The organism is Streptomyces longhuiensis (assembly GCF_020616555.1).
Classification (GTDB): Bacteria; Actinomycetota; Actinomycetes; order Streptomycetales; family Streptomycetaceae; genus Streptomyces; species Streptomyces longhuiensis.
In genome coordinates, this window is the sequence record NZ_CP085173.1 from 1,280,111 (window position 1) to 1,295,041 (window position 14,931).

13 protein-coding genes are annotated in these 14,931 nt (G+C 70.7%); 9 read left to right on the forward strand and 4 right to left on the reverse strand.

What is annotated here, in order from left to right; translation table 11 throughout:
* Positions 1 to 20: 20 nt before the first annotated feature.
* The 4 genes from LGI35_RS06175 to LGI35_RS06190 all read right to left on the reverse strand — a co-directional run bounded on the left by LGI35_RS06175 (position 21) and on the right by LGI35_RS06190 (position 4,024).
* Positions 21 to 1,166, reverse strand: a complete 1,146-nt coding sequence (locus LGI35_RS06175; protein WP_227292884.1) for an agmatine deiminase family protein — start codon at positions 1,164 to 1,166, stop codon at positions 21 to 23.
* Between the two features lie 179 nt (positions 1,167 to 1,345).
* Positions 1,346 to 2,440 (reverse strand): agmatine deiminase family protein, encoded by a 1,095-nt coding sequence (locus LGI35_RS06180; RefSeq protein ID WP_227292885.1) that lies wholly within the window; start codon positions 2,438 to 2,440, stop codon positions 1,346 to 1,348.
* A 378-nt stretch (positions 2,441 to 2,818) separates the two neighbouring features.
* A complete protein-coding gene (locus tag LGI35_RS06185) occupies positions 2,819 to 3,403 on the reverse strand; it encodes a TetR/AcrR family transcriptional regulator (RefSeq protein WP_227292886.1) in 585 nt (194 codons plus the stop codon).
* A 63-nt stretch (positions 3,404 to 3,466) separates the two neighbouring features.
* Positions 3,467 to 4,024: a TetR/AcrR family transcriptional regulator gene (locus tag LGI35_RS06190; protein WP_227300213.1), complete on the reverse strand. Its 558-nt coding sequence runs from the start codon at positions 4,022 to 4,024 to the stop codon at positions 3,467 to 3,469.
* Between the two features lie 173 nt (positions 4,025 to 4,197).
* Here LGI35_RS06190 and LGI35_RS06195 point away from each other — a divergent pair, with 173 nt between their 5' ends.
* The 9 genes from LGI35_RS06195 to LGI35_RS06235 all read left to right on the forward strand — a co-directional run bounded on the left by LGI35_RS06195 (position 4,198) and on the right by LGI35_RS06235 (position 14,891).
* Positions 4,198 to 5,802: a serine/threonine-protein kinase gene (locus tag LGI35_RS06195; RefSeq protein ID WP_227292887.1), complete on the forward strand. Its 1,605-nt coding sequence runs from the start codon at positions 4,198 to 4,200 to the stop codon at positions 5,800 to 5,802.
* A gap of 244 nt (positions 5,803 to 6,046) precedes the next feature.
* Positions 6,047 to 6,760 carry an urease subunit gamma gene (ureA, locus tag LGI35_RS06200; protein WP_227292888.1) on the forward strand — a complete coding sequence of 238 codons (714 nt, stop codon included), beginning with the start codon at positions 6,047 to 6,049 and terminating at the stop codon, positions 6,758 to 6,760.
* The gene (locus tag LGI35_RS06205) at positions 6,757 to 8,466 is read left to right on the forward strand and encodes an urease subunit alpha (protein WP_227292889.1); all 1,710 of its coding nucleotides are present in this window, start codon (positions 6,757 to 6,759) and stop codon (positions 8,464 to 8,466) included. The genes ureA and LGI35_RS06205 overlap by 4 nt, the downstream gene beginning before the upstream one ends.
* A gap of 119 nt (positions 8,467 to 8,585) precedes the next feature.
* Positions 8,586 to 9,596, forward strand: a complete 1,011-nt coding sequence (locus LGI35_RS06210; protein WP_227292890.1) for an agmatine deiminase family protein — start codon at positions 8,586 to 8,588, stop codon at positions 9,594 to 9,596.
* A gap of 47 nt (positions 9,597 to 9,643) precedes the next feature.
* Complete coding sequence (locus tag LGI35_RS06215; protein WP_227292891.1) at positions 9,644 to 11,299, forward strand: ABC transporter substrate-binding protein; 1,656 nt, start codon at positions 9,644 to 9,646, stop codon at positions 11,297 to 11,299.
* A complete protein-coding gene (locus LGI35_RS06220; protein WP_227292892.1) occupies positions 11,296 to 12,255 on the forward strand; it encodes an ABC transporter permease in 960 nt (319 codons plus the stop codon). Before LGI35_RS06215 ends, LGI35_RS06220 begins: the two co-directional genes overlap by 4 nt.
* Positions 12,252 to 13,106, forward strand: a complete 855-nt coding sequence (locus LGI35_RS06225; protein ID WP_227292893.1) for an ABC transporter permease — start codon at positions 12,252 to 12,254, stop codon at positions 13,104 to 13,106. The genes LGI35_RS06220 and LGI35_RS06225 overlap by 4 nt, the downstream gene beginning before the upstream one ends.
* Positions 13,103 to 14,101, forward strand: coding sequence for an ABC transporter ATP-binding protein (locus LGI35_RS06230; protein ID WP_227292894.1), 999 nt, complete (start codon positions 13,103 to 13,105; stop codon positions 14,099 to 14,101). Before LGI35_RS06225 ends, LGI35_RS06230 begins: the two co-directional genes overlap by 4 nt.
* The gene (locus LGI35_RS06235; protein ID WP_227292895.1) at positions 14,094 to 14,891 is read left to right on the forward strand and encodes an ABC transporter ATP-binding protein; all 798 of its coding nucleotides are present in this window, start codon (positions 14,094 to 14,096) and stop codon (positions 14,889 to 14,891) included. The genes LGI35_RS06230 and LGI35_RS06235 overlap by 8 nt, the downstream gene beginning before the upstream one ends.
* The last annotated feature ends 40 nt before the right edge of the window (positions 14,892 to 14,931 follow it).

The following is a 14,931-nucleotide window of genomic DNA, read 5'->3' on the forward strand; positions in this document are numbered from 1 at the left end:
GCCCCGTGCGTGGCGTGGGGTTACGCGGCCGGCTTGCCCGGCTGGTCGTGGGTCGAGCAGTGGATTCCGCCGCCGCCACCCGCGATGGTGTCGATCTTCACGGGCACGATGTCGCGCGTCGGGAAGTGCTCCTGGAGGATCCCCCTCGCACGGTCGTCGGCCCGGGTGTCACCGAAGCGCGGCATGAACACCGCGCCATTGGCGATGTAGAAGTTCGCGTACGTCGACACGAAGTCGTCGCCGGTTCCGGTGATCCTGTCGAGGTCCGGCTGGGGCAGGTCGATGACTTCCAGGCGCTTGCCGCGGGCGTCCGTGGCCTTCTTGAGGACCGACCTGGCCTGGTCTGCCGAGCGCGACCAGACGTCCGGCGGGCTGCCGGGAAACGCCTGGTCCACGAGGACGACCCCCGGGGCGGTGAACCTGACGAGGCTGTCGACGTGCGCGTCGGTGATGTCCTGTCCGCGGACTCCGGCCAGCCAGAGCACCTTCTCGACGCCCAGAGTGCTCTTGAGCTCGGCCTCGATCTGATCGCGGCTCTTCCCGGGGTTGCGGTTCTTGTTGACCACCGAGCTCTCGGTGACGAGCAGGGTGCCCTCACCGTCGGTCTCGAAGGAGCCGCCCTCGGCGACGAGCGGGGCCTTCGAGCGGGCGATGCCGTACTTCTCCAACAGGAGCCGGCCGACCTGCGCGTCGTTGCGGTGCTCCTGCTTGCCGCCCCAGCCGTTGAAGTTGAAGTCGACACCCAGCAGTCGGTCGTCGGACTCATCGACGAACACCGGGACGATGTCGCGCGCCCACAGGTCGTCCACCTCGAGGGGGATGACCTCGACCTGGGAACCGCAGGCCCGCTGGGCGGCGTCGACCTGCTCCGGCCGTGCCATGAGCACCACCGCCTCGTACTCCGCCACGGCCCGCGCCACGCGAGCGATGTCCGCACGCACGGCGGGCAGATCCTCGAACCACACCGATTCCAGCGCGGGCCACGACATGAACGTGCGGGTGTGGCTGTCCCACTCCGCTCCGAACCTGCGGCCCGAGGCCTTCGCCCCGCTCCCGGAGGGCGAGGACGCGGAGGAGGTCAGGTCGTCACCGGGATTGCAGGCCGCGGCTCCGAGGGCGAGCGCACCGAGGCCGGCGAAGGATCGCAGGACGCTGCGACGGGACATGGGGGGATGGGGCACTGAGAACTCCGGAATTCAGCTGACGGGCCACTTTCAGGATTGCTGGATCCTGCATCGTGGAGCCCTGGGGACAGAAAATATCCGACGCCGGTTGCCGTTTCGGCTGTCTGGGCGCGCTTTCAGGTGGTCTGGATGCGATTTCGGATACCTGCGTGCATGGGGGGCTACGGCACGGGTTCGTGCATGGTGGAGCAATGGATGCCGCCGCCTCCGCCCATGAGGCGGTCGACGTCGAGCTGGATCACTTCGCGCCCCGGGAACGCGTCGGCCAGGGCCTGGCGGGCGGCGTGGTCTTTCGCCCGGTCCCCGAACTGGGCTGTGACGACAGCGCCGTTGACGACATGGAAGTTGAGATACGAGTCGACGAACTGAGAGCTGCGCGAGCGGACGGTGTCGGGGCCGTCGACCTGGATGACCTGGAGTCTTCTCCCCCGGGCGTCGGTCGCACCGGACATGATCGCGAACTGTTCGCGCGCGTCGCGGGCCCAGACGTCCCCCCTGTCGTCGGGCGGCAGCTGCACCATGACGACGCCGGGACGAATGAAGCGGGAGGTGACGTCGATGTGGTTGTCGGTGATGTCCCGGCCGCGGACGCCGGGGACCCAGATCATCTTTTCGGCGCCGTACGCGTGCAGTACGGCCTCCTCGATTTCCGTCCGGCTCATTCCGCGGTTGCGGTTCTTGTTGACGAGGCTGCTCTCGGTGGCCATCACCGTCCCGTCACCGTCGGTCTCGATCGACCCGCCTTCGCCGACGAAGTCCGCCCATTTGAAGTCGAGTTCATCGAATTCGGCGACCCACTCGGCCACGGCGGCGTCGTCCCGATGGGTCTGCTTGTGACCCCATCCGTTGAAGTTGAGACCTACGGCGTCACGGTTTCCCCGGCCGTCGCGTCGGAAGACGGCGCAGATGTCGCGCATCCAGAGGTCATCGGTGGGGATCGAGGTGATGACGGTCACGTCCCGCCCGCAGGCAGTCCGGGCGTCCTCGGCGGTGTCCTCGTCCGGGGCACACATGATGACGGGCTCGTAGGCGGCGACCGTGCGGGCGATGAGAGCGATGTCCTGCTGGACTCCGCGCAACTGGCGGCCCCAGATGGATCTGCTCGCCGGCCAGGACATCCAGGTCCGCACGTGCGGGACGTCGTCCGCCGGTACGTGCCATCCGTCATCGGCCGTGTTGTCGTAGCCGGCCTGACGCGAGGGGCTCGCCCCGAAGACCGCGTCGAGCAGACGCCTGCCCAGGGGAGGTTCGTTCATGGGGGGCTCCACATCAAGTGCTGTGTATCGAGCGGCTGTTGAGGCGCAGGAGTCGCAAAGAGCGGCGGTCGGCGACAGGGAACCTGCCGGGGCCTCACATGGGACGGGCCGGAAGCCTCGACGGCGATCACCGATCGCCCCACGTCGCGACGGGAGTCGTCGGCCCGCGGCGCCTAGGCGGCTGCCGCACTCACCCGTATCCCCCGGGGCGCAGGACGCGACCCGGGCAGGGAGCGAGCCGAGCGACTCGGTGTCACCATGCCCCCATTGTGACACTGACTGGATTTTCAGTCAAAGAGCCATGCCGGGCTCCGCGCGCCCAGCGAATCGGTGAGGCTCGACGCCTCTTCGTACAGTCCAGCGGATCAGCCCGGCGGATCAGCCCTGCGCATCGGGCAGCAGCTCGCGCTCCAGAGCGGCGGCCACATGTGACCTGGCCTCGGCGGTGGTGAGCAGACCGGCGAGCCAGCGCCCGCTCAGCCCCTCCACCAGTGAGGTCAGCCGGACCGCGGCGGCGCGCGAGTCCACCGAGGCCGGGATGTCGCCCTCGTCCTGACCGTCCTCGATCACCTCGGCCAGCTCGACGAGCCAGCGTTCGGTCAGCGTCGCCAGGACCGGCCGCAGCCCCTCGTCGAAGGTGGCCGCCGCTCGCACCTCGCCCCACACCGCGGAGTTCTCCCGCACCGCCCGGTCGTCCTGGAACTCCCCGACCAGCAGCCGGAGCAGCAGCTCACGGACGGGGGCGTCATCGTCGTCGGCGACGCCCGCATACCCTTCGGCGCGGTCGTTGACGTACTCCAGCGCGCTCGTGACCAGGCCCGACCGGTCACGGAAGTGGTAGTAGATCAGGGTCTTGGACACACCGGCCTCGGCGGCGACCTCCTCGACCCGCAGTCCTCTCACTCCCCGCAGGGCGATCACTCGGCAGGTGGCTTCCAGCAGCTTGGCGCGTCGAGTACTCACGCCCGTACTGTAACGAGCAGGTCAGGGCGCCGGCGCGACGCACACCGCCGGGGCGGGCCACACCTACCGGCGTTCCAGCCGCCCCAGTTCGGCGTCGACGGCGTCGAGCATCAGCTCGCGGGCGTGCTCCAGCGGGAGGATGCCGCTGAGCCAGCGCATGCTGATGCCCTCCACCAGAAGCGTCAGCCGCTCGGCGGAGGTGGCGAGGGTCGTGACGGTGGCCATCGGCCGTACCTGACCGAGCAGTTCGGAGATCTCCTGCACCCAGACCAACGTCGCCCTGGCCAGGTCTTCCCGCAGATCGGGGTCGAAGATGGCGCTGGCGCGCAGCTCGCCCCACGCGGTGCTGTTCTCGCGTACGACCGGATCGTCCTGGAGCTCCAGGAGAAGGGTGCGCTCCAGCTCCTGACGCGGGGTCAAGGGCTCGGCGTCCGCGTCGCGCTCCGTGGTGTAGCGCTCGGCGCGGTCATTGATGAACTCCAGGGTCCGGCGCAGGATCCCGGCGCGGTCCTTGAAGTGGTAGTAGATGAGCGCGGTGGACACCCCGGCCTCGGCGGCCAGCTCCTCCACCCGCAGCCCGCGCACTCCGCGGCGGGCGATGACCCGCGCGGCTGCCTCCATGATCGCTGTTCTACGGTCGCCCACGATTCCTACCCTAACCGCTTTCGACGGCTGAACCTCACCTCATATTGACTGAAACTTCAGTCACGGGCACCATGCAGTCCCATCCCCTCCCCTATCCCGCGCGCGCCGCACGCAGCCCCCTGTCCGTCACACCCCGAGAGAGCCACCGCATGACCTCCGACCGACGTGCCGCGCCACCCGCCTTCCAGGCCCTGTCCGCGGACGATCCGCACGAGATCGGCGGCTACCGACTGTGCGCCCGGCTCGGCTCGGGCGGCATGGGCCACGTCTACCTGGCCTTCACACCCGGAGGCCGGCCGGTCGCCCTCAAGGCGGTACGCCCGGAGCTCGCCGGGGACACCGCCTTCCGCCACCGGTTCGCCCAGGAAGTGACGAACACGCAGCGCGTCCACGGCCTGTACACGGCGCCGGTGATCGACTCCGGCACCGACGCCGCGACACCTTGGCTGGCCACCGCCTACGTGCCCGGCCCCTCGCTGCACGAGGTGGTCCACCGGCACGGTCCGCTGCCCGTTCCGACGGTGCTGCTGCTCATGGCCGGCATCGCCGAGGCGCTCCAGGCGATCCACGCCGCCGGCGTGGTCCACCGCGACCTCAAGCCCGCCAACGTACTGCTGGCCTCCGACGGCCCACGGGTGATCGACTTCGGCATCGCCAGAGCCGCCGACGCCGTCGCGCTCACCAGCGCGGGCCTGCAGATCGGCACACCCGCCTTCATGGCCCCCGAGCAGGCCCTGGGCGCAGCCGCCACACCCGCGACGGACGTCTTCGCGCTCGGCGCGCTCGCGGTGTACGCGGTCTGCGGCGCGCCCCCCTTCGGCAGCGGCCCCGAGTCCGCGGCCCTGTACCGCGTGGTGCACGAACAGCCCGACCTCACGCACGTACCGCCCGAACTGCAGAACCTGCTGTGGCAGTGCCTGGCGAAGAACCCCGAGGATCGGCCCACGACCGGCGCCCTGATCGAGGCCGTGCGCCACCATCCGGCCGCGGGCGCGCAACTGAGGTTCACCGACGGCTGGCTGCCGCACCCGATTCGAGCCGACATAGCCGGCCGCAGCGATCTGCCCGAACCACTCCAGCCGTCACACGCGCAGCCCACGATCACGGCCACCCCCACGGCCCCGGCCCGCACGGACACCGCCGTCACCGCACAGCCCGCACCGCCTCCTGCGCCGGCCCGGCGCAGGAGGCGCCGGCGCTGGGTCGTGCCGACGGTGACAGTGGCCGTCCTGGTCGCCGGAGCGACGGCCTACCGCCTGAGCGACTCGCACGGGGGCCCGTCGAAGGCCAACGGCCCCGGCGGGCGCGACCGGAGCTCGGCCCCGCCCGCACGGCCGCACTCTTCACCGCCCTCGAAGTCGACCGCCTCGCCAGGTGCCGGATACCGGCAGGTGTACGCCGAGACCGAGCTGACCTCCCCCGACCCGAGCTACGAGTTCGACCTCGGCAACGGCACGGTCTCCCCCGAGTCCACCGCCGCCTGGTACCTGGCACGCACCGCCGACGCATTCGAGTTCCCCGACGACAGCGACGCCTACATCGCCTACGACGACACGCTCTCCCCCGGCGGCTGCGAGGAGGGCATCGACAGCGAGCCGGTCACCACGCTGAAGTTCGATGACCTGGAGGAATGGCGTCCGTTCTGCATCCGCGGCGCCAACGGCAAGGACATCGCGATCGTGCATCTCATCGATGCCCCGACGACGAGCGAGTCCGTGACGGTCTCCGTCCGTCACTACCGCAGGACCACCTGACGAACGGCTGCTGGACCCGTCCGACGCGCATGCGCCGGCCGTCCCGCGGCCCCGCCCGGCGAATGCTCGTAGAAGCCGGCGAATGCTCGCAGAAGTCGCGTCAGACACCTTGACTGATTTTTCAGTCAGTGACATCTTCAGGTCAGCACCAGATGAACCGCCACAGAGAGCGACTCACCACCATGCACTTCGACGACGCCACCGCCCACGAGCCCGCCCAGGGCAGATCCACGGAGCCGCCGGTATGCGGCTGACCCCGACGGAGCGCGACCGGCTGCTGCTGTTCGGTGCCGCCGAACTGGCCCGCGCCCGACGCGCCCGCGGTCTCCGCCTGAACGTGCCCGAGGCGACCGCGCTCATCGCCGACACGGCGTGCGAGGCAGCCCGTGACGGCGCACGCCTCGCGGAGGCCGTCGCCGCCGCGCGCGAGGCCCTCGGGCCCGATGACGTCCTGCCCGGCGTCCCGGATGTGGTCACCGAGATCCACGTCGAGGCGGTCTTCGACGACGGGACCCGGCTGGCCGTGGTCAGCGATCCGTTCGGCGGCGGCAGACTGGGGGCGCAGGCGCCCGGCGCCGTCCTGCCCGCGGCGGAGGCACCGGCCGGGCAGCCCGCTCCGGTCCGGACGGTCACCGTCCGCAACACCGCCTCCGTACCGATCAGCGTCACCTCGCACTTCCACTTCTTCGAAGCCAACCCCCGCCTGGACTTCGACCGGGCCGCCGCCTTCGGGATGCGTCTGGCCATGCCGGCCGGAGCGTCCACCCGGTTCGCGCCGGGCTCCGAGAGCGAGGTCGGGCTCATCCCCATCGGCGGCGACCGCGTCGTGATCGGGTTCGCCGGTCTGGTCGACGGACCGCTGGACGCGCCGGGCGCCCGTCGCGACGCTCTGATCCGCGCGGCCGCCTGCGGATATCTCGGCGCCAGGCCGGACGACGACCAGGAGGCCTCCTCGTGAGCACCACCATCGATCCGCAGGAGTACGCCGCCGTGCACGGCCCGCGCGCCGGCGACCGGGTCCGCCTCGGCGACACCGGACTCGTCGTACGGGTCGAGTCCGACTCGCAGGCCCCGGGGGACGAGTTCCTGGCCGGCTTCGGCAAGACCGCCCGCGACGGACTGCATCTGAAGGCCGCCGCCGTCCGTGAGACCTGCGACGTCGTCATCAGCAACGTGCTCGTGATCGACGCGGCGCAGGGCATCCGCAAGACGTCGATCGGCATCCGGGAGGGGCGCATCGCCTCCGTCGGCCGCGCGGGCAACCCGGACACCCTGGCCGACGTGGATGTCGTCGTCGGCACCGGGACGACGATCGTCTCCGGAGAGGGCATGATCGCCACGGCGGGTGCGATCGACACGCACGTGCACCTGCTGTCGCCGCGCATCATGGAGGCTTCGCTCGCCTCCGGCGTCACCACGATCATCGGCCAGGAGATCGGGCCCAGCTGGGGCGTCGGGGTCAACTCGCCCTGGGCTCTGCGGCACGCGTTCAACGCCTTCGACGCCTGGCCGGTCAACATCGGCTTCCTGGGCCGGGGTTCGTCCTCCGAGCCGGCGCCCCTGGTGGAGGCGCTCGCCGAGGGCGGCGCCTGCGGCTTCAAGGTGCACGAGGACCTCGGCGCGCACACCAGGGCGCTCGACACCGCGCTCCGGGTCGCCGAGGAGCACGACGTCCAGGTCGCCCTGCACACCGACGGCCTGAACGAGTGCCTGTCGGTCGAGGACACCCTCGCCGTCCTCGAAGGGCGCACCATTCACGCCTTCCACATCGAGGGATGCGGCGGCGGTCATGTGCCCAACGTGCTGAAGATGGCAGGCGTACGGAATGTCATCGGTTCCTCGACCAATCCGACCCTCCCCTTCGGCAGGGACGCGGTCGCCGAGCACTACGGAATGATCTTCAGCGCGCATGCCCTGCAGCCGGACCTCCCGGGCGACGCCGCCATGGCGCGGGACCGGATCCGGGCGGGAACCATGGGCGCCGAGGACGTGCTGCACGACCTCGGGGTCATCGGCATCACCTCGTCCGACGCCCAGGGCATGGGCCGGGCCGGGGAGACGGTGCGCCGCACCTTCGCCGTGGCCGGGAAGATGAAGGCCGAGCTCGGCCCGATGGAGGGCGACGGAGACGACGACGACAACGCGCGCGTGCTGCGCTACATCGCCAAACTGACCATCAATCCGGCGATCGCCCACGGCCTGTCCCACGAGGTCGGCTCGATCGAGAGCGGAAAGCTCGCGGACATCGTGCTGTGGTGGCCCGACTCGTTCGGCGCCAAGCCGCAGATGGTCCTCAAGGCGGGCTTCCCCGCCTACGGGGTGACCGGCGATCCCAATGCGGCCGACGACCGGTGCGAACCACTCGTCCTCGGCCCGCTGTTCGGCGGACACGGGGCGACCGCGGCGGATCTGTCGGTGGCGTTCGTCAGCCGGGCCGCCGCCGAGTCCGGCTCCTTCGGCCGGCCGTACGACGCGCTGGCGACCCGGCGCCGGCGGGTGGCCGTGCGCGGCACCCGCGGGATAGGCCCGGCCGACATGGTGAACAACGCGCGCCTGGGCGAGGTCCGGGTCGACGCCGACAGCGGGCTCGTCACGCTGGACGGGGCACCGGTCCGCTCGGAGCCGGCGTCCGAAGTGCCGCTCAACCGCCTGTACTTCCTGTAACGCACCGAGACCGACCAGTCCAGAACCGCCGAGACCTTTCGGGTCCCATGACCTGACTGAATTTTCAGTCATATTCCATCTACTGCGAACCCGGATGAATCCGGAGAGGGAGAACCCTGATGACCTTCCGTATGCCCGCCGAGTGGACCGAGCACGAGCGCTGCCTGATGGCCTGGCCGACCCGCCCCGACCTGTGGGGCGACGTCCTGGACACCGTCAAGGGTGAGTACGCCGAAGTGGCCCGCGCCATCGCCGAGTTCGAGCCCGTGACCATGGTCGCGCCGCCCGGCCACGCAGCCGAGGCCCGCGAACGCTGCGGCGAGGACATCGAGGTGATCGAACTGCCCACCGACGACTCGTGGTTCCGTGACTCCGCGCCGCTGTTCGTACTCGACCCCGACGGCCGCCGGGCCGGCGTGGACTTCCGCTTCAACGCCTGGGGCGGCAAGCACCACCCGTACGACGCCGACGACCGGATCAGCGCTCTGCTGCTCGAACGGCTGGGTGTTCCGGCCGACCGCTCCGAGATGATCCTGGAGGGCGGGGCGATCACCGTGGACGGTGAGGGCACGCTGATCACCACCGAGCAGTGCCTGCTCCACCCCAACCGCAACCCCGGTCTGACCAGGGCGGAGATCGAGACGGAGCTGAAGGCCCGGCTCGGTGTCACCAAGGTGATCTGGCTGCCGTACGGCGGGCTCCTGGACACCGAGACCGACGGTCACGTGGACGGCGTCTGCGCGTTCGTCGCCCCCGGCAAGGTCGTCGTGCAGCTCCCCGATGATCCCGAGCACCCCGACTACGCGCGGATGCGCGCCAACCGGGCGGTCCTCGAGGCCACGCCCGACGCGACGGGGCGGACGCTGGAGATCGTCGATCTGCCGCAGAGCGCGTTCGTCGAGGTCGGGGGAGCGCCGGTCGAGGTCGGTTACCTCAACTTCTACGTGGCCAACGGCGGCGTGGTCGTACCGGTCGCCGGGCTGCCCCAGGACGCGCAGGCCCTGGAAGTCATCGCGGAGGCCTGTCCCGGGCGCAAGGTCGTCGGCGTGAACGCGCGCGTGATCGCCCACGGCGGCGGCGGCGTCCACTGCATCACCCAGCAGGTCCCCGCGGCGCGTCCGCGCGCCTGAACAGTTCCTCACCCTCGGCGACGTACGTACGGAGAGGAACCGCGCCGATGCACACCACACCACCCAGGCCGGGAAGACGCAGGGCCGGCCGTCCGGCCCTGCTGGCCGCCGCCCTGTCCGCCCTTCTCCTGGTCCCCGCGTGCGCGGGACCGCCGGGCACCGGCGCCTCGGGCGCGGGTACCGACTTCCGGCTGTCCGCGAGCACGCCACGGGCGAAGGGCCAGATCGACTCGTTCACATGGGCGCTCTACGCGGAGCCCCCGACGCTCGACTACATCTCCGCGTTCGACTACCCGCAGAACATGATCCTCTCCAATGTGTGCGAGAGCCTGATGCGGTGGACGCCCGACCTGAAACTGGCGCCGGGCCTTGCCAGGAAGGCGTCCAATCCCGACCCGCTGACGTGGGTGTACGACCTGCGCGACGGCGTGCGCTTCCACGACGGGCGCGTCATGACCGCCGACGACGTTCTGTTCAGCCTCGGCCGGCAGATGAACCCGCACAACGGGGCGGCGTGGGCGCAGGTCTTCGAGAACGTCGCTTCGCTCGACAGGACCGGGCCGCTCCAGGTCACCGTCAAACTGAAACGGCCCGACTCGCAGTTCCCCCAGTACATGGCGACCGCCGCCGGGGTGGTGGCGAGCCGGTCCGGGGTCAAGGCCGCGGGAAGGGACTACGGAACCTCGGGCGGGCTCGCCTGCACGGGACCGTACGAGCTCGGCAAGTGGGACAAGGGGCAGTCGGTCGAGCTGCGGCGCTTCGATCGCTACCGGGGCACGAAGGCCAAGTCCGCGAAAGCGGTGTTCCGCTTCCTCAGTGACTCCTCCGCGCGCACCAAGGCCATGCTCAGCGGTGAGGTGGACGGCGGATATCTCATCCCCACCGAGAGCTACGGCGCGCTGCGCTCCAGCGGCGTCGGGACCCTCTACTTCGGCGAGGGCCTCAGCACCGTCAACGTCAATGTCACCAACATGCGCGGACCCCTCGGCGACGTCCGGGTCCGGCGCGCGCTGTCCCTGGCGCTGGACCGCCGGGGCTTCCTCAAGACGGGCCTGAGCGGCGCGGGCACCGTCACCAACTCCCTGACCACCAAGGCCGCTTGGGCCTCCGCCCCCGAGTCGGTACGCAAGGCCGCCTTCGACGGACTCCCGTCGGCCGAGCCGAACCTCGGCAAGGCCAGAAAGCTCATCAAGGAAGCCGGCGCCACCGGCAAGACACTCACCGTCGCCACCAGCTCGATCGGGCAGGACGTCTCACTGCTCGCCACCGCCGTCCAGGCGGCGGGCAGCGAGATCGGGCTCGACATCAAGCTCAAGACCGTCGCCCCCAACGCCTTCACCGCGCTGTTCACTGACCCGCAGGCGCGCAAGGGCATCGACATGTTCCCCGAGACGTACTACGACTCGATCACCGATCCGCTGGACCTGCTCAGCAACTTCCGGACGGGCGCCTACCAGAACTTCGCCGGCTACAGCGACCGCTCCTACGACCGCCTCGTCGACCGCGCACGCGCCACCTACGACCCCGTCGAGCGGCTCACGACGGAGGCCGAGCTCCAGCGGAAGGCGGCCGATCAGGTGCTGTGGATCCCGGTCGCCGAATGGCCCACCGCCCTGTTCCTCAACAAGCGGATCACCGGCGCCCCCACCACGATCTCCTACCTCTACTCCCCGTGGGCCGCCGGCATCGGGGCCGCGCAATGAACTTCCTCGTATTCACGCTGCGGAGGCTGGCCGAGATGGCCGCCACCCTGCTCGGTGCCTCGTTCGTGATCTTCGGTGCGATGTATCTGGCGCCCGGCAGCCCGGCAAGCTTCCTCCTGTCGGGGCGGTCCGCCTCGCCTGACGCGCTGCGGGCGGTCAACGAGCAGTACCACCTCGACGACCCGTTCGCCGTGCGGTACTTCCGCTGGCTCGGCCGGCTGCTGCACGGCGACTTCGGCCGCTCGATCACGTACCGCACCGACGTGTCCCGGCTTCTGGCCGACCGGCTGCCGAGCACCCTGCTCCTGGTCACGATGGCACTGGTCCTCGTCGTGGTCATCGGCCTCGCTCTCGGCCGGATCGGCGCGGTCCGCGGCGGAGCCACCGACGCCACGATCCTGGTCACCACCACTCTCGCCGTCGGCACTCCGTCCTTCGTCGCCGCGGTCGTGCTCCAGGGGGTGTTCGCGGTGCGGCTGCACTGGTTTCCCGCCGGAGGAACCGGTGAGGGGTTCGGGCAGTTGCTCTGGCATCTGACCCTCCCGGCCGTGGCCCTGTCCCTGTATCTGATCGGCATGCTGGCCCGCGTCACCCGCAGCGCCATGCTCGACGTCCTCGGCCAGGAGCACGTCACCGTGGCCCTCAGCCGGGGTGTCCCGAAGAGACATGTGATCAGCAGGCATGTGTTCCGCAACGCGCTCGGCACGGTGCTCACCACCGGCGGGCTGATCGTCTCCACCCTGCTGGTGTGCACCGTCCTCGTGGAGTCCGCTTTCGGTGTCGGCGGCATCGGCCAGCTCCTCGAACTGTCCATCACCACCAAGGACTTCCCCACTGTGCAGGCCATCTCGCTGACCATGGTCGGGCTGTTCATGGCGGTCAACCTCGTCGTCGACCTCGTCCACCCCCTGGTCGACCCGCGCATTTCCCTCGGCCCGGGGAGGTCTGCCGCATGACCGTCGCCGTTCTGCGCCGCCCCGGCCTCGCCCGGCTCCGCACCAGCCGTCCACTCCTCCACGTGCTCTGCCTCGGCTTCGTCTGTCTGGTCGTCCTCACGGCCCTGCTCGCCCCTTGGCTGGCCCCGGCCGACCCCAACGCGGCCGACCTCGGCAACGCGCTCGCGGGCACGTCCGCCGCCCACCCCTTCGGCGTCGACGCCTCGGGCCGCGACACGCTGTCCCGCCTGGTCACCGGCGCGAGGACCTCCCTGCTCGGCCCGCTCGGCGTGGTCGCCTTCTCGACCGTCGCCGGAGTCGCCATCGGGATCGCGGCCGCCTGGCGGGGCGGCTGGCTCGACTCCGTGCTGTCCCGCAGCACCGAACTGGTCTTCGCGTTCCCCGGCATGCTCCTCGCGATCCTGATCGTCTCCGTGTACGGCGAAGGCCTCTTCGCCCCGGTCATCGCGCTCGCCGTCGCCTACCTCCCGTACGTCAGCCGGCTCACCCGCTCCCTGGCGCTGGCCGAGCGCGAACGCCCCTACGTCAGCGCCTATTCGGTGCAGGGGCACTCCGGGCTCCAGGTCTGCCTGCGGCACGTCCTGCCCAACATCGCGCCCGTCGTCCTCGCCCAGTCCGCCATCAACTTCGGCTACGCCCTGATCGATCTCGCAGGTCTGTCCTTCCTCGGGCTCGGGGTGCCCGCGCTGACGCCCGACTGGGGCCGGATGGTCTTCGACGGCCAGACCGCCATCCAGCGGGGCTACCCCCTGTCGGCGTTCCTGCCGTGCGCCGCGATCGTGCTGACCGTCGTCGCTTTCAACGTGGTCGGCGAACGCTGGGCCGACCAGGTCGCCAGGAGGGACAGATGAACGACATCCCGCCCGTGCTCGACATCAAGGGGCTCCGGCTCCAACTCCCGGACACCGCACGACCGGTACTCGACGGCGTCGACCTCACCATCGCCGCCGGGGAGACCGTCGCCCTGGTCGGCGAGTCCGGCTCCGGGAAGTCCCTCACCTCCCGCAGCGTCCTGGGCCTGTTGCCGCCGGGGGCCACGACCGAGGGGACCGTACGGGTCTCCGGCGACGACGTCCTCACCATGACGCCCCCACGGCTGCGCGAGCTGCGCACCGGCACGGCCGCCATGATCTTCCAGGACCCCCGCGCCGCCATCAACCCGCTGCGCCGGATCGGCGACTTCCTCACCGAGAGCCTGCGCCTGAACACCGGGATGCGCGCCGAGGACGCCGGCCGGCGCGCCGCGGAGATGCTCGCCGCGGTCGGCCTCTCCCCCGACGTCCTGCGCCGCTACCCGGGCCAGCTGTCCGGCGGCATGCTCCAACGCGTCATGATCGCGGCCGCGTTGATGGGCGACCCGGCACTGCTCCTCGCCGACGAGGCCACCACCGCACTCGACGTCACCACCCAGGCCGAGGTCGTCGCCCTCCTCGGTGACCTGCGCGAACAATTCGGCACCGGCCTGCTCTTCGTCACCCACGACCTCGGTCTCGCCGCGACCATCAGCGACCGGGTCTACGTGATGTACGCGGGCCGGATCGCCGAGACCGGCCCCGCCGAGGCCCTGTTCGACCGGCCGAGGCACCCGTACACGGCCGCCCTCCTCGGGGCCACCCCGCGCCTCGACGCACCGCAGGGGCGGCTGGCCGCGATCGACGGCCAACCACCGGATCTGCGACAGGAATTGCTGGGTTGCCCGTTCGCGCCACGGTGCGCGTACGCCACCGACATCTGCCGGGACGAGGCGCCCGTCGACCGGCCGGTCGGCGACGAGGACGGGTCGCTGCGGCATCGCGTCTCGTGCCACCACAGTGAACGGCTCGAAGGGAAGTCCGGCCATGAGTGAGACCGTCCTCGAAGTGACCGGAGTGAGCCGCTCCTACCGCAGCGTCCAGGCGGCGGACGACGTCTCGTTCACCCTCGGCGTGGGCGGGTCCCTCGGCATCGTCGGCGAGTCCGGCTCCGGCAAGACGACCACCGCCCGCATCGTCGTGGGCCTGGAGCACGCGGACGCGGGCGAGGTCCTGGTGCGCGGCGTTTCGCGGACGGTACGGGCGCGTGGCCGGGCGGCCCGGCTCGCGCGGGCCCGCGACGTCCAGATGGTGTTCCAGGACCCGTTCCTCTCCCTCGATCCGAGAATCACCGTCGACGCGGCGCTGCGCGAAACGCTGCGGCTCCACTTTCCCGACGGGGACCACTCGCGCCGTCTCGACGAACTCCTCGACCAGGTCGGGCTCGGCAGCCGGGCGGCCGGCGCCCTGCCCCGGCAGCTCTCCGGTGGACAGCGCCAGAGGGTGGCCATCGCGCGGGCACTCGCGGTCGAACCGGCCGTACTCGTACTCGACGAGGCCGTCGCCGCCCTGGACGTGTCGGTGCAGGCCCAGATCCTCAACCTGCTCGCCGACATCCGCGAACAGACCGGCATCGCCTACCTCTTCATCACGCACGATCTCGGCGTCGTGCGCTGCGTGACGGACGACGTGATCGTCATGCGCCAGGGCCGGATCGTCGAGTCAGGACCGACCTCCCAGGTCCTCGACGGCCCCCAGCACCCGTACACACGCCTGCTGTTGGAGTCGATCCCCCGCCCCGGATGGAACCCGCGGGCCATCGCCCTGGCCCGCCGCGCGCTGTAGCCGCGGGGGCTCCGAGACCACCGTCCAGAGATCCGTACAC

Bases quoted from the DNA above. Each gene is read 5' to 3' on its own strand.
- LGI35_RS06175 (WP_227292884.1), bottom strand. From the start codon at position 1,166: ATGTCCCGTCGCAGCGTCCTGCGATCCTTCGCCGGCCTCGGTGCGCTC.
- LGI35_RS06180 (WP_227292885.1), bottom strand. From the start codon at position 2,440: ATGAACGAACCTCCCCTGGGCAGGCGTCTGCTCGACGCGGTCTTCGGG.
- LGI35_RS06190 (WP_227300213.1), bottom strand. From the start codon at position 4,024: ATGGAGGCAGCCGCGCGGGTCATCGCCCGCCGCGGAGTGCGCGGGCTG.
- LGI35_RS06195 (WP_227292887.1), top strand. From the start codon at position 4,198: ATGACCTCCGACCGACGTGCCGCGCCACCCGCCTTCCAGGCCCTGTCC.
- ureA (WP_227292888.1), top strand. From the start codon at position 6,047: ATGCGGCTGACCCCGACGGAGCGCGACCGGCTGCTGCTGTTCGGTGCC.
- LGI35_RS06210 (WP_227292890.1), top strand. From the start codon at position 8,586: ATGACCTTCCGTATGCCCGCCGAGTGGACCGAGCACGAGCGCTGCCTG.
- LGI35_RS06215 (WP_227292891.1), top strand. From the start codon at position 9,644: ATGCACACCACACCACCCAGGCCGGGAAGACGCAGGGCCGGCCGTCCG.
- LGI35_RS06220 (WP_227292892.1), top strand. From the start codon at position 11,296: ATGAACTTCCTCGTATTCACGCTGCGGAGGCTGGCCGAGATGGCCGCC.
- LGI35_RS06225 (WP_227292893.1), top strand. From the start codon at position 12,252: ATGACCGTCGCCGTTCTGCGCCGCCCCGGCCTCGCCCGGCTCCGCACC.
- LGI35_RS06230 (WP_227292894.1), top strand. From the start codon at position 13,103: ATGAACGACATCCCGCCCGTGCTCGACATCAAGGGGCTCCGGCTCCAA.
- LGI35_RS06235 (WP_227292895.1), top strand. From the start codon at position 14,094: ATGAGTGAGACCGTCCTCGAAGTGACCGGAGTGAGCCGCTCCTACCGC.